The 12,808-nt window shown below is 38.4% G+C and carries 14 protein-coding genes; 11 read left to right on the plus strand and 3 right to left on the minus strand.

Annotated features, from left to right (window positions below; all coding sequences use genetic code 11):
- Positions 1-139: 139 nt before the first annotated feature.
- Entirely contained in the window at positions 140-2,290 is a 2,151-nt protein-coding gene (locus tag ACLHR0_RS30310) for a peptidase domain-containing ABC transporter (RefSeq protein WP_436491549.1), read from the plus strand.
- 184 nt (positions 2,291-2,474) lie between these two features.
- Here ACLHR0_RS30310 and ACLHR0_RS30315 read toward each other — a convergent pair whose 3' ends face one another.
- Entirely contained in the window at positions 2,475-2,849 is a 375-nt protein-coding gene (locus tag ACLHR0_RS30315) for a DoxX family protein (protein ID WP_436491550.1), read from the minus strand.
- A 1,030-nt stretch (positions 2,850-3,879) separates the two neighbouring features.
- On the opposite strand from ACLHR0_RS30315, the gene ACLHR0_RS30320 reads away from it, so the two are divergent.
- Positions 3,880-4,656, plus strand: a complete 777-nt coding sequence (locus ACLHR0_RS30320) for a hypothetical protein (RefSeq protein ID WP_436491551.1) — start codon at positions 3,880-3,882, stop codon at positions 4,654-4,656.
- Between the two features lie 58 nt (positions 4,657-4,714).
- A complete protein-coding gene (locus tag ACLHR0_RS30325) occupies positions 4,715-4,924 on the plus strand; it encodes a hypothetical protein (protein ID WP_436491552.1) in 210 nt (69 codons plus the stop codon).
- Positions 4,925-5,016: 92 nt separating this feature from the next.
- Here the strand turns inward: ACLHR0_RS30325 and ACLHR0_RS30330 are convergent, their stop codons facing one another.
- A complete protein-coding gene (locus tag ACLHR0_RS30330; RefSeq protein WP_436491553.1) occupies positions 5,017-5,355 on the minus strand; it encodes a helix-turn-helix domain-containing protein in 339 nt (112 codons plus the stop codon).
- 248 nt (positions 5,356-5,603) lie between these two features.
- Here ACLHR0_RS30330 and ACLHR0_RS30335 point away from each other — a divergent pair, with 248 nt between their 5' ends.
- From ACLHR0_RS30335 to ACLHR0_RS30370, 8 genes are all read left to right on the plus strand, one after another.
- Positions 5,604-5,852: a SymE family type I addiction module toxin gene (locus ACLHR0_RS30335; protein WP_436491554.1), complete on the plus strand. Its 249-nt coding sequence runs from the start codon at positions 5,604-5,606 to the stop codon at positions 5,850-5,852.
- A gap of 104 nt (positions 5,853-5,956) precedes the next feature.
- On the plus strand, positions 5,957-6,319 hold the full coding sequence (locus ACLHR0_RS30340) for a hypothetical protein (protein WP_436491555.1): 363 nt from the start codon (positions 5,957-5,959) through the stop codon (positions 6,317-6,319).
- A gap of 50 nt (positions 6,320-6,369) precedes the next feature.
- Positions 6,370-6,840 carry a hypothetical protein gene (locus ACLHR0_RS30345; protein ID WP_436491556.1) on the plus strand — a complete coding sequence of 157 codons (471 nt, stop codon included), beginning with the start codon at positions 6,370-6,372 and terminating at the stop codon, positions 6,838-6,840.
- The gene (locus ACLHR0_RS30350) at positions 6,827-6,988 is read left to right on the plus strand and encodes a hypothetical protein (RefSeq protein WP_436491557.1); all 162 of its coding nucleotides are present in this window, start codon (positions 6,827-6,829) and stop codon (positions 6,986-6,988) included. Before ACLHR0_RS30345 ends, ACLHR0_RS30350 begins: the two co-directional genes overlap by 14 nt.
- A gap of 653 nt (positions 6,989-7,641) precedes the next feature.
- Positions 7,642-8,787, plus strand: a complete 1,146-nt coding sequence (locus ACLHR0_RS30355) for an ImmA/IrrE family metallo-endopeptidase (protein WP_436491558.1) — start codon at positions 7,642-7,644, stop codon at positions 8,785-8,787.
- Positions 8,777-9,364: a hypothetical protein gene (locus ACLHR0_RS30360; RefSeq protein ID WP_436491559.1), complete on the plus strand. Its 588-nt coding sequence runs from the start codon at positions 8,777-8,779 to the stop codon at positions 9,362-9,364. The genes ACLHR0_RS30355 and ACLHR0_RS30360 overlap by 11 nt, the downstream gene beginning before the upstream one ends.
- A gap of 51 nt (positions 9,365-9,415) precedes the next feature.
- Positions 9,416-10,072, plus strand: a complete 657-nt coding sequence (locus ACLHR0_RS30365; protein ID WP_436491560.1) for a hypothetical protein — start codon at positions 9,416-9,418, stop codon at positions 10,070-10,072.
- Entirely contained in the window at positions 10,065-11,006 is a 942-nt protein-coding gene (locus ACLHR0_RS30370; protein ID WP_436491561.1) for a hypothetical protein, read from the plus strand. The genes ACLHR0_RS30365 and ACLHR0_RS30370 overlap by 8 nt, the downstream gene beginning before the upstream one ends.
- Positions 11,007-11,018: 12 nt before the next feature.
- Here ACLHR0_RS30370 and ACLHR0_RS30375 read toward each other — a convergent pair whose 3' ends face one another.
- Positions 11,019-12,146: a GTP pyrophosphokinase gene (locus tag ACLHR0_RS30375; protein ID WP_436491562.1), complete on the minus strand. Its 1,128-nt coding sequence runs from the start codon at positions 12,144-12,146 to the stop codon at positions 11,019-11,021.
- Positions 12,147-12,808: the final 662 nt, after the last annotated feature.

Raw genomic sequence — 12,808 nt, forward strand, 5'->3', positions numbered from 1 at the left:
ATGCAGGGCACTTCAATTCGAACAGCATAAGTTGGAGTATGATAATACTAATAATGATTCTTATCTTTAACCCGGAGAAGTTTAAGAAAGTTGATTACAGATAAAGCTGCTGATTGGTTTAATACAAAAAGAATGGAAGATGGGAATTAAAATTAAACAGCATGATCCATTTGATTGTGGCGCTGCCTGTTTGGTTAGTGTTTGTTCTTATTATAAACTTAAAATCTCAATAGCAAGCGTCCGTAGTCTAACCAAAACGGACCTTAGAGGCACAACGGTTCTGGGAATCGTCAAAGCCGCCAAAAGTATGGGATTTATCTCTACAGCATACGCAAATGCACAATTGATAGATTTGGAAGAACGAAAAGAGCCAATTGTTGCGCATGTGTTCATCAGTAGGCAACCCCATTATGTAGTCATTTATAAAACTACAAAAAAATATGTTAAGGTGATGGATCCCGCTTATGGTACAATCATTAAATATAGCCATGAAGATTTCCTGAAAATCTGGAGTGGAACGCTGATCACGCTAACTCCGGATGCTGAATTTGAGACTGGTAATTTTACCCGGTCGCATGCTTCTCACTTTTGGTCTCTTATAAAACCTCAAAAATCATTGTTTCTCCAGGTGCTGTTTGGTGGAATAATCTATGCCACACTTGGTGTTTCCACCTCAATTTACGTGCAAAAAATTACAGATTATGTAATCCCCAGCTCCAATAATAATCTTTTAAATTTATTGACGATAATAATGATTATTATCGTGGTGATGCAAGCTTTTATCAATCTTTCCAAAGAGCTTTTAATTATACAAATAGGGAAACTAGTTGATGTAAAATTGATATTAGGATATTATAAACACATTATTTACCTGCCTCAGGCATTTTTTGATGGGATGCGTGTAGGAGAAATTATCAGCCGTGTAAATGACGCCATTAAGATCCGGAGTTTTATAAATGAAGTCTGTATCAGTATCTTTCTAAACGGGGCTATTGTCATGTTATCCTTGGTTTTAATGGCTATTTATTCCTGGAAACTTGCACTGCTGATGTCCCTGATTATACCTCTTGCGATTTTACTTTATTTCTTCAGTCATAGAATTAACCGGATCTATCAGAGAAAAGGAATGGAGGCATCGGCAGTTTTGGAGAGCCAGCTTGTCGAATCAATAAATGCTTCAGGTACCATCAAAAGATTGGGCTTAGAAAATTATGTGAACGAAAAAACGGAAAATAGTTTTATCGTCTTTTTAAGAACCATATACCAAGCTTATACTTCAAATTCTTATATTAAAGTAATAAGCGACCTGGTAAATAAGGCACTTATCGTTCTTCTGCTTTATTTTGGGACTTTCATGGTTACAGACGGTGTAATTACTACCGGAGAGTTGTTTTCCTTCTATAGTCTCCTGGCGTACTTTACCGCCCCTCTTTTTGCATTAATTGCATCGAATAAACAAATTCAGGAAGCAGTTATTGCATCTGACAGGCTATTTGAAATTATGGATTTAAAAACAGAGGCCGAAAATCAGACCAGTAAGATTGATCTTCAAACTAGTATGATTGGAGATATTACTTTCAAAAACGTCACTTTTCGATATGGTAACCGTGCAATTATTCTGGATAATATATCCCTTCTTATTCCTCATAGAAAATCAACCGCAATAATAGGGAATAATGGTTCAGGTAAAAGTACAATCATGAATCTTTTACAAAACATGTATCCTATTGACGCAGGAAATGTACATATAGGAGCGTACAATCTAGATACCATAAGCAATCACTCTTTAAGGAAAATGATAGGAGTTGTCCCTCAAAAAATAGACCTGTTTGCCGGAACTATTATTGAAAATATTACAATAGGCGAGCCCGACAGGATTGATTATGAAACCCTGATGAAAGTCTGTAAACAGATTAACTTACTATCTTTCATAGAAAAACAATCTAATGGTTTTAACACCTACATTGGAGAAAATGGAGTTTTGCTATCGGCCGGCCAAAAGCAGAAAATTGCTATTGCCCGGGCTTTATACAGAAATCCTGAAATATTACTTCTCGACGAGCCAACTTCTTCGCTCGATAAGGGTGGTCATGATTATGTGACTGAAATAATCAGGAATTTTTCGAATGAAAATAGGACAGTCGTTGTAATTTCACATAACCTCTCAAATATCAATGTTTTTGACAATATTATTGTTATAGATGAAGGAAAAGTCCTTATTGAAGGAGGATCTCATCAGGACTTGTTGAATAATTCTGCTTTATACAAGGAAATTATCAGTAGGAAGTAATATGGAGAGATGGAAGCCAGTGATGTCAAGCATCTAAAAGATCTTGAATCAGAACATACTGAGCTCAAAAAGGTAAGCCGAAACATCGAATCCGCACCTTGACAGACTAACAAATAGTCCCAAAACAACAAAGCCCGCGACTAGCGCGAGCTTTGTAATCTTCCATTGAACCATTGGATATTTTCTATTGTGATGCTAGACCTGCGAACCTAAAGTATGCAACAATTGCTGACAGGATAAAAACTACAATCAACATTGGGAGCATTTTGTATTCTTTCTTCCTGACGTGAACAACCACACCTGCTAACATGATTGAGCAAAAGGCTGCCGCTGCCATAGGTGTCATAATTGGTGCAATGCCTGAAAGCCATGGGACTATAATGCCGATACATCCTAATAATTCCAGAACCCCTAAAATTCGAATTGGTATTATAGACCTGCTCGGTTTCAAATGTCCGTCTGCGATGTGCTTTTCTTTACTTCCTGCAATTTTTCCATAACCAGGCAAAATAAAAAATGCAGAGAGAAGTCCCTGTATTATCCACAAAATTATATTCATCTTTTCATTATGAAGTTAAAAATAAGCTATTGAAAGCGTTGATTGATGAGCACAATAAGATGTCCGGAAGACTTCCAGGTTGTCTCATCGAAAGATTCTACTAAATAAAACCTTCTTTATTCTTAACTTCTGATTAGCCCTTTCTAGGCTGATCTAACCAAAGATTGACATCTTCCATTCTATGGAGCAATTTGTGATAAATTAGGCAAATATAATAAATAACTATGCGACGAAGAGTATCGCAAAACAACAGATTTAAATTATTTACTGACCTCTTTGCGGGAAAAGACTATAGCGATGACTGTTGGTACAATCCGATTCGGATTTTCATATTTTAGTAAAAGCTGAGTACCCTGAAATCGGGGCTATACCAAAGGGACTCAACTAAAAAGAAAAGCCCGCGACCAGCGCGAGCTTTGAAATCTTCCAGTGATCCCCTTGGGACTACATCAATGCCTTATATATCGCGGCTTTTCAGGGTTTTAAAAGTTAGTGTAACCTTTTTTGTTACCTCCCGGAATAGCTTCATTTGATCAGGTTTGAAAGAACTTTCTATCCTTACAAAGATACGAAAGAAAAGCTAAAAGACTACAAAATGAATTAGGCTTGAACCCTACAACCCTGTACTACCTTACTTTACACAGTCCTTTGACTTGGTTTTAACACGCACTTAATGCCTTAAATACAGGTTTACTTCCTCTACTTTCAGTCCAGTATATTGACAAAACTCAGAAACACTTATGAACTGCCCTGGATTCTTTCCCAAGGCTTCACGGATACGTTGCAGCAAAAGTCGGGAGGTCCGCTCACTGCGGCCGGTGATATTTTCTATATCCCGGGCATAAATCACCATGCGGTGAGGTATTAATGTCTGCAAATTCGGCATAATCGGAATGGAAACTTTTTTGGGTTAAAATGCCGGTTTATGTTTGGTGTGGTTAATCACAAATTTACTGCATTCTGCGCAGATGTGAGCCTAACGGGCTTGGCTATGTAAACAGCCCTTTTTCTTAATCTTAAATTGTTTCCAATGGCAAAACAAATGGGAATAATTCCTTTGAAAGGTACGATAGGTAATATCACTTTTTACCAATCAAAGGCCGGACACCTGGCACGCGGAAAAGGTGGACTTAATGCCGATCGCATTGCTACAGATCCTGCGTTTGTTCGTACCCGTGAAAACGGAGCGGAATTTGGCAGGGCCGGTAAAGCAGGTAAGCTTCTGCGGACGGCGCTTCGCGCAATACTTTTGAATATTGGTGATAGCTACATGTCTTCCCGTCTAACCCGTGAAATGATGAAAGTGATACAGGCAGATGCAACCAATATCAGAGGACAGCGTAACGTCATTGATGGCGAGGCTGAACTGCTGAAAGGCTTTGAGTTCAATATCAACGGTCGTTTAGGCGGTACATTGTATGCACCTTTTACTACGGCAATTGATCGCGCGGCGGGAACGTTAATAGTCGATATACCGTCGTTTATTCCGGTCAATATGTTGGCTGGGCCTGCAGGCGCCACGCATTTCAAAGTGCAGGCAGCCGCTGCTGAAATAGACTTCGAGGCAGAAACCTTCGTCAATGGGAATGCAAGCAGTGCAGAACTTCCCATCGACGCTACCGCAACGGCTGCCATGAACCTGACCGCCAGAGTAACGGACAATAGCACAAAACCGCTATTCCTTACATTAGGCATTGAGTTCTACCAACAGGTAAATGGAGCGCTGTACAGTCTTAAAAACGGTGCTTTCAATGCCCTGGCTGTAGTAGAGGTTTCCGGTATGCCGGCTCCTCCCCCGGGTCCGTAACGAAACGTTAGCCTCGACAAGAATGTCCAGGTAATTCTTAATCTTTAAAAAGCGTTTTATGGAATTAATGAAACGTCTTACAGCATCAACACCACCTTTTTTTACCAAGGTGCGTAACATAGGATTGATTCTGACCGCAATTAGCGGAGCCTTGATGGGTATGCCAGCATTGCCGTTGATCATCGCTAAAGTAGCAGGATACCTTGCTGTTGCGGGTACGGTGATGACTGGAGTAAGTCAGGCTGCCGTAAGTGAAAAAGGCGGTTAGTATTGCCTAAAATAGTTCTCCGGTTTAAAGGTGTGGTTACCTTACGGATTGTTTGGTGTAAAGGGGCTCTCGCGAACAGCGAGAGCCTTTTTTTATCCTATAAGGGATTGTAATTTTGATTTTGTCAGAAATGCTTCCACTACAGCCAGAACATGCAACTTATCTTCGGGTAATAATTGGTCGAAGTGCTGCAATTTATTGGCTTCCTCTTCTGTAATTGGTCCCTTTTCTGCGTTTATCCCGTTAACCAGGTAATCAATGGACACGTTTAATGCTTTAGCCATTTTGGCCGCCACGTCTATTGATGGAGTGATAAAATCCCTTTCGTATTTGCTCACAATATTACCGCTGGTACCGATCAAAGCTCCTAACTCAGATTGGTTTATATTCTTCTGTTTTCGCATTATGGTTACACGTTGCCCGAATGTCATATCAATTTTTTGATTGGGTTAATTCAAGTCGCTTGAAGTAATACTTTAATTAACCTAAATCTATGAAGAACTAAGAAGATTGCAATTACATTATAAATATTAATAATGAATATTTTGTACTGATAAGTAAAATATAGCTTAAATAATGGGAATTAATTGTACATAAACATACAAAAAAGTACATTTAATGCTTGTTTTATATTGTAATTATACGTACATTTATGTATCAATAATTACAATTTAGATATATGGAAAATCGACACAAAACAAGATGTTTAACGGTAGGCTCCACTATCCATGAGAGATTGGATATTGATAACAGGCATGTTCCTAAAATTAGGTTGATAGGTTTATGGATAGAGAAAGCAGGATTTAAGATTGGAGATAAATTGACTGTAGATATCGAGCCAAACCGCCTTCTACTTAACAGGATAGAGCCTGAACCATTGCCACCTGTACCCGAAAAGAAAACACGACGTAAGCGCCATTATCTGTAATCACCCCTTTTTTTGTTAACCCCGACAACCGGACGCCTGCGGGCGGACCGCATCTTTGATCTTTCCGCCCGCGGGGATCGGGTTGTTACCCAAACCATGTTTTAATGAAAAAACTCCGAACCAGCGAACAACGATTGTTTGCTGAAAACCTTGCAAAACTATTCCCGCCGGTACCGTTATCTGATAACGAATTGCATGATACCTATACAAGGTTATGCAACTTTCCGATTTACATAAAAGAGTATCTGCGCCGCGAATTAGGCTGGACTGAATCCCAATTTTCAGAACTGGTACTGCCGCCACGTCCAGGTAGAAATATGAGACCGACGGATGAAGAATTACTGAAGATCCGTATAATTGTTAAAGCGCAACTCTCCTACCTGTTGCGATACCTGGATATTTCACCAAGTCTTGTATATGCGCCGAATAACAGCAGTAGCGCTGAGGTACAAGCATACAGTCACTAGGCATCTCCCGCTTAGCATTTAACCCCTCTTTCATTTTTCAATTCTTATTCATGTTGAATGTTTATACTGACACCTCCGTAATTGGAGGCTGTTTCGATATTGAATTCAAAGAATTCAGCAACGCATTATTTGAAGAGTTCAAAAATGGCATAAAACATCTGGTTATATCAGATCTGGTATTGTTGGAACTGAGACAGGCTCGCGAGGAAGTAACCTTAAAACTTGATGAAGTACCGGCCAGTTTTAAAGCAGAACATAAAAATACGCCGGAAGCAGTAGACCTTGCAGAGGCATATATTGCAGGCGGAGCTTTAAGCAATAAAAGCTTTAATGACGCCCTTCACATTGCTATTGCTACACTTAGCAAAGCGGAAGTTTTGGCCAGTTGGAATTTTAAACATATTGTTAATCTAAACCGAATTAAATTGTATAATTCCATTAACTTACAGATGGGTTATGCAATCATTGAAATCAGAACACCACGGGAAATTTTAAAGCCAAACGACCATGAAAAAAGCTAAAAAATACGATGCGGTTGCAGAGGTCCGTAAAATTCGGGAAAAGTTGAGCGTTAAATATTGGAAACACCCTGAATTGCTATTTCGTGACCTAAAAACTGCCAGTGACAGTTACCATAATGAGGCAAAAGCCCGAGCTGCTCACGGATAAATCTTTTATAGGCGCTCTACAGCCTAATAATTAACTAATCATTTTTATAACATTCCTGTCAGCGTTATCTGCCTGCTTTATCCAGGCAGATAACGTATTGGCTATTATTGGGTGGGGCCGTGGCCTGGAAGTAACCAATTATCACGAGACGGCCAGTTACTGGGCTATCAGTGAGAGCAATTAAAAATTACTGTTCTATCAAACGCGCTAACGTCCGGGAGAATAGATGATGGGCTACTACAGCTGGGCTTATGATCAACCGATGGTCAAAGTGATAAAGCTGAGCCTATATTCTATCGATGCTCCCATCATCTGTTCTCACGGACGCCGCGCGATAGTACACTGTCGATCAAGGTACTGACGCTGGTGTTCGCGCAGCTTATTCTCCCGTCGCTTAATCAGTGTTCTGTCGTTCAGTGCTATAATCTCCCGCTAAATAGCGTTACTGTCGCTCCTCCCCGCCGCCCATCCCCCCCCTTCCGCTGCGCTCCAGAGCGCAGCGGAAGGGGCGAGCGAAGCTTGGTGACCATTAGCCAACTGAGGTCATAGTGCCCCCTTTTTCTCGATTAGGTCTATTTAGTATTCAATAAAGCCACTTTCAGTAATAGATTTAATAAAATATTTCTTATATTAGATACCTATCATTACTTCTTATGTCACTCGACCTCAAATCCATTGGAAATAAATTGATGCGTTGCAGACTGCAATTGCAATTAACTTTAATGGACGTTGAGAAAGGAACAGGCATAACTAGTAACAGGATAAATTTGGTTGAAAATGGTGAAATCGAGGCAACCGGTGACGAGATTTTGATATTTTCCGACTTTTATAAACAGGACTATAATTTTTTTATAAGTAACCAAAAATTATCTGCCTCTGAGCAAGTTGATATATTATATCGACGATTTGGGAATTCCTTTTCAAAAGAAGATAGATGGGCCATTCAAGAATTTATATATTTATGTGAATGTGAACAGTTTCTATGGGATCAATTCAACAAAAATGAACCTAAGTTTAATTTTTCTCCTATTGGAAATTATTATAAAGGTCATGGTGAATTGGGAGCAGTAGCATTCAGAACATTCTTAGGATATTCCACCCAAACTATTATAAACGATATATATTATGAAGTGAGGAAGGCTCAAATCCATGTATTTAGAAGGCGACTTAAGAACTCGAGTATTTCTGGATTATTTATAAATCATCCCTACGCGGGGAAATGTATCTTAGTTAATTACGAAGAGGATATATACAGGCAAAATTTCACACTCGCCCATGAATTAGGACACGCTATTTTTGATTTTAACAATGCTATTAATATCTCTTTCCAATCTGATTGGCAGAAGAATTCTGACTATATAGAATTACGAGCAAATACCTTTGCGTCTAACTTTCTCATTCCAAAAGAAGCTTTGAAATCACTAAATGTCCAAGAATGGACTCAAGAAATTATTTTGTCTGTTGCACAAAAATTAAAAACAAATGTAAAACCCTTGCTGATCTCTTTAAAAGAACTAAAATTAATAGGGCAGAATGAGTTTCAAAAATTAGAGAGAGTAAAAATTCCAATTTTTATAAAAGAGGATCCAGAACTACAAAACTTAACTACTAAGCGCAAAGAAGCAAAAATGCACCTTCTTGAAAGAGGACTTTCAGCATTCTATGTTCATAAATGTTATGCGGCTTATGAGGCCGGGCTAGTAACAGAAAGAAGAATGGCTGAAATGCTTCTCACAAATGAATTTGATCTCCCATTAATTCTGGGGTTATTTTCACTGAAACTAAGTTATGGAAATTGACATTAAAAATTTCAACACAATCAATGTAGTCGATTGCTGCTCCGTATGGAACATCCTATCATCTAGCCTTTTATTTGCTGCATCACAGGAAGCGAAGTGCTTTTTCTCTATTACAAAATACGTCGAATATGAGTGTCTAACGAAAACTCGAAAAACTCAAAAGAATGAGGACGAAATCTTACAAAATAAACTTAAGGAACAACTAAAAAAATCTTCCATTCAAACATTTAGTTTAAGTATTTCTGATTTACAAGAGGTTGAATTATTAAGAGAAAGGAAGAAATTAGGACTAGGAGAGCTTTCCTCTATAGCCTTTGCTAAACGCACAAAACAGGCGATCATTACAGATGATCAGAAAGCAAGAAAACTATCAAAAGAGGTGTTAGGACTAAATAATACACAGACAACTCCTCACCTATTTGGTTGGCTTCTGTATTATCAACATTTGTCAGATAGTGATTTACCATTGATAATTAAAGAGCATAACCTATATGGAGGGCCATTGGAGTTACTTTTCAATGAGGTTTACCTTCATTGCTTGCATATAAGATTGATGTTTAAAGATCAGGGTGTCTGATAATTAGCTATCATGATAGCTAAAATAAAATCACTTTGAATAATTTTTCTTATGAACATAAGCGGAATAGTTAAGAATATTTTAGAATTCGGATTTACGGAGTTGACAACAAGCGAAGATGAATTTGTAAATATCGGAAACCAATTGGGCACTCCAATGAAAAGCAGAAGAAATGGAGAGGTCATAGATTTGCTAAAACCTACAACATCCATAAATGCTAGTCAGCATTCTCTCTCTCGATTGTTTGGATTATCCGAATTTCCATATCATACAGATGGCGCTTACCTTTTACGCCCACCAAAGTACATCTTACTTCGTTACAAAGAAGGTGAAGAAGACCCTACGCCAACAATTATACTACCTTTTTTATTTTTTTTGAATAGCGACGACATTGACTATTTAAGGCGGGAATGCTGGTCAGTATTCGGCAGGAATTGGGGGTTTTATTCAAGTGTTGTGAACCTTGATATTAATACTAAACAGCTATTTTTACGCTATGATGTTGGATGTATGAACTGCATCAGTAAAGTTAGTTTAATAGAAAAAATAATTGCATCACAAGTTAGCCGAGGATTATGTGTGAATATTTCTTGGAGTCCTGGAAAAACCTTGATTATCAATAATTGGATGGTATTGCACAACCGTCCTAGTGTTAAAATGAGCGAATTAGATAAAAGAACACTTCAAAGACTTATGATCAATGACTAAATTTACCTCCGTCTGGGAATTTGACCTATTATGGTCCAAATGTAATGTTTACACACAAAAGGCTATTAGTGAGTCACGTGAGAGTCCTATGTTTCCTTTTTGGTGTGCTCTTGCACTAGAGTTTTTGGGCAGGGCTACTCTTTCAAAAATTCACCCTGTATTATTGGCGGACCCTAGAGAAGGCGACAACATTTTGTATGTATTCGGCTTTTCTAAAGCTGAAGGTCCACCTAAGTCCATTGCAGCTAAAACTGTATTTGATCGATGTTTTAAAATAGTTCCTGGCTTTACCAAAAAAGAGCTAGATGCCTGTTTAAAATTAATAGATCGCAGAAATGAAGAGCTACATAGTGGCTCTGCAGCATTTGCAGATTATTCAACAAAACACTGGTTGGCTGATTTTTATAACGCATGCAAAATACTTTTGGAATTCCTAGGATTTAGCCTAGAAATACTGTTTGGAAAATCTGAAGGAAGTGCAGCAGAGGAAATGATAACAGAAGTTGACACTAAGCTTTTGAAAGCAGTAAAACTCAGCATAAGTAAATTTGCTAAATCATTCGCAGAATTATCGGATGCTGAAAAAGAATCTAAACTCAAAATGGGTAGTGAAAAGGCGCTGGAGAATCATAGGAGTGGCACAAAGATAGAAAAATGTATTTGTTGCAACGCAGACGGCCTATTGGCCGGCAAGGTTGTTTCTGTGTCGCAGGATAAACTTATTGATGGAGATATTATTTATGAAAGGATAATCCTTCCCACTTCTTTTACTTGCTATAGTTGTGGGTTTAAACTAATTGATCATCAAGAATTAGTTATCGCTGACTACGGAGGACAATTTACTGAACAGGTTGTATGGGATCCATCTGATTTTCATGGGATATCTACTACCGAAATTGACCCGGCTGACCTTTATGACTATGGAAATGATTGATTTCTGCTAATATTACTTCTTGGGCCAAAATGCGTGTTTGAAATCTTCTGGATTATATGGTGGGATTTCATTACCACTTTTAAGTTGGCGATTGGTCCATTCCAGTCTCTCTATCATATATGGGATCCATCGTTCATCGCGGAATAGGTGCAAAAAATGATTTATCGCTGTTGGTTCCTGCTCCTCGGAAATCAGTAAATATACTAAGTATGACAAAGAAATGCCTTTCCCCGAAATAGCATTAGTATGACCATGATCAGACATGAAAATCTCAGCAAATCTTATAATATCTTTTTTTCTGGAATTTAGGTAGTGATTTAACTGAAGTATATTTGTTATTTGTAAGTGGCTCAATTCTTTAATATCCTTTAGACGGAATGGAATTTTCCGATCTAATCTTGATTTAACGGATTCAGTGATACCTTTATCAACCTCATCTATTATTGGATTAACTTTATAAAAAGCATCTAAAGATTCTTTATTAAGATCTACTTTTTCTGGATGTAGAAGTATTTCTCGCTCGAGTATAGATCTATAACGAGATAGATTTGACTTCAGTCGAGAAAATTCAATGTCAGCTGTTTCCAATAGTGCCGCGATACGAGCGAAATCACGACGGATAATGTCAGGTATTTCCTCAACTCCCTTATAACCAATATCGTGCTCAATTTCCGCCCATGCATGCTGCAGAATTGACCGAATCTGTATCTCGAAAGAAAAATCTTTGAAAGGTCGGTATTCAGTTAAAGCAGCTCGGGCATCAGATATTTTCACAACATAGTGAAGTGATAGATAGCCAAACTGGTCAAATTTCTTCATGCGTTTATCCACTGAATTTTCCTTGTCCACCATAAACTCCCGTGCAACAAGATCCGCGACAACATCAACCTGGTCTTCAAACATGGTAATAATCCTAATCCCAACAAGGTCAGTAATCTGGTTGAGATCCGTATACTTATTTTTGATTTTAATCTTGGTCTCCAAACTATCTTTGGTTTTTACTCTTCCAGAAATCGTATGCACAGGAATGTCACTAGATGCACACAGGTCCTGAATCAAAGCTCTTACTTTTCGCTCCATAGATTGCAACTCTTTGACAGAACCTTGATATGCTGTTAAAATCCCGTTGAAGGTACTCATGGATAAGTTATTAAGAGTAATTTTATTTTATTTCAAAATAGAGAACGTTTCTTGAAACATCACATTCCTATCTATCACATAGAATTAATCAAATGGGAGAAGTGAAGAACCTGATAAAGCACCCAGCCACTTAATAGTAATTAACATACATATTCTCAAATTTACATGATTAAAGTTTATTTATGTAAATGACCTTCCGTAGATAGTTCGAATTAACATATTCTCCATGTTAAGGTCCTCAAAAACAAAAACTATAGCCACTAGATTAATTAAACTTAACCCTTCCATTGTAAGGACATATGCCGTAAGCTTCTGGATACAGCCAATTACCTGATGCGGCCACTATTGGGACATCAGTCAGAACAACTAAAAATCACTGCCGGCTCAAACACGTTAGCATCTGGGAGAATAGATAATGGGCTAGTACAGCTGGGCTTATGATCAACCGATGGTCAAAGTGATACAGCTGAACCTATATTCTATCGATGCCCCCATCATCTGTTCTCACGGACGCCGCGCGATAGCATACTGTCGATCAAGGTACTGACGCTGGTGTTCGCGCAGCTTATTCTTCCGCCGCTTAATCAGTGTTCTGTCGCTCAGTGCTATAATCTCCCGCTAAATAGCGTTACTGTCGCCCCGCCCCGCCGCCCATCCACCAC

This window comes from Chitinophaga sp. ARDCPP14, from assembly GCF_051362515.1.
Classification (GTDB): Bacteria; Bacteroidota; Bacteroidia; order Chitinophagales; family Chitinophagaceae; genus Chitinophaga.

What these genes read in the sequence shown, in the direction of transcription:
- ACLHR0_RS30355 (WP_436491558.1), top strand. Translation starts at nt 7,642, where the DNA reads ATGTCACTCGACCTCAAATCCATTGGAAATAAATTGATGCGTTGCAGA.
- ACLHR0_RS30325 (WP_436491552.1), top strand. Translation starts at nt 4,715, where the DNA reads ATGGAATTAATGAAACGTCTTACAGCATCAACACCACCTTTTTTTACC.
- ACLHR0_RS30315 (WP_436491550.1), bottom strand. Translation starts at nt 2,849, where the DNA reads ATGAATATAATTTTGTGGATAATACAGGGACTTCTCTCTGCATTTTTT.
- ACLHR0_RS30360 (WP_436491559.1), top strand. Translation starts at nt 8,777, where the DNA reads ATGGAAATTGACATTAAAAATTTCAACACAATCAATGTAGTCGATTGC.
- ACLHR0_RS30330 (WP_436491553.1), bottom strand. Translation starts at nt 5,355, where the DNA reads ATGACATTCGGGCAACGTGTAACCATAATGCGAAAACAGAAGAATATA.
- ACLHR0_RS30350 (WP_436491557.1), top strand. Translation starts at nt 6,827, where the DNA reads ATGAAAAAAGCTAAAAAATACGATGCGGTTGCAGAGGTCCGTAAAATT.
- ACLHR0_RS30365 (WP_436491560.1), top strand. Translation starts at nt 9,416, where the DNA reads ATGAACATAAGCGGAATAGTTAAGAATATTTTAGAATTCGGATTTACG.
- ACLHR0_RS30335 (WP_436491554.1), top strand. Translation starts at nt 5,604, where the DNA reads ATGGAAAATCGACACAAAACAAGATGTTTAACGGTAGGCTCCACTATC.
- ACLHR0_RS30370 (WP_436491561.1), top strand. Translation starts at nt 10,065, where the DNA reads ATGACTAAATTTACCTCCGTCTGGGAATTTGACCTATTATGGTCCAAA.
- ACLHR0_RS30345 (WP_436491556.1), top strand. Translation starts at nt 6,370, where the DNA reads ATGTTGAATGTTTATACTGACACCTCCGTAATTGGAGGCTGTTTCGAT.
- ACLHR0_RS30320 (WP_436491551.1), top strand. Translation starts at nt 3,880, where the DNA reads ATGGCAAAACAAATGGGAATAATTCCTTTGAAAGGTACGATAGGTAAT.
- ACLHR0_RS30340 (WP_436491555.1), top strand. Translation starts at nt 5,957, where the DNA reads ATGAAAAAACTCCGAACCAGCGAACAACGATTGTTTGCTGAAAACCTT.
- ACLHR0_RS30310 (WP_436491549.1), top strand. Translation starts at nt 140, where the DNA reads ATGGGAATTAAAATTAAACAGCATGATCCATTTGATTGTGGCGCTGCC.
- ACLHR0_RS30375 (WP_436491562.1), bottom strand. Translation starts at nt 12,146, where the DNA reads ATGAGTACCTTCAACGGGATTTTAACAGCATATCAAGGTTCTGTCAAA.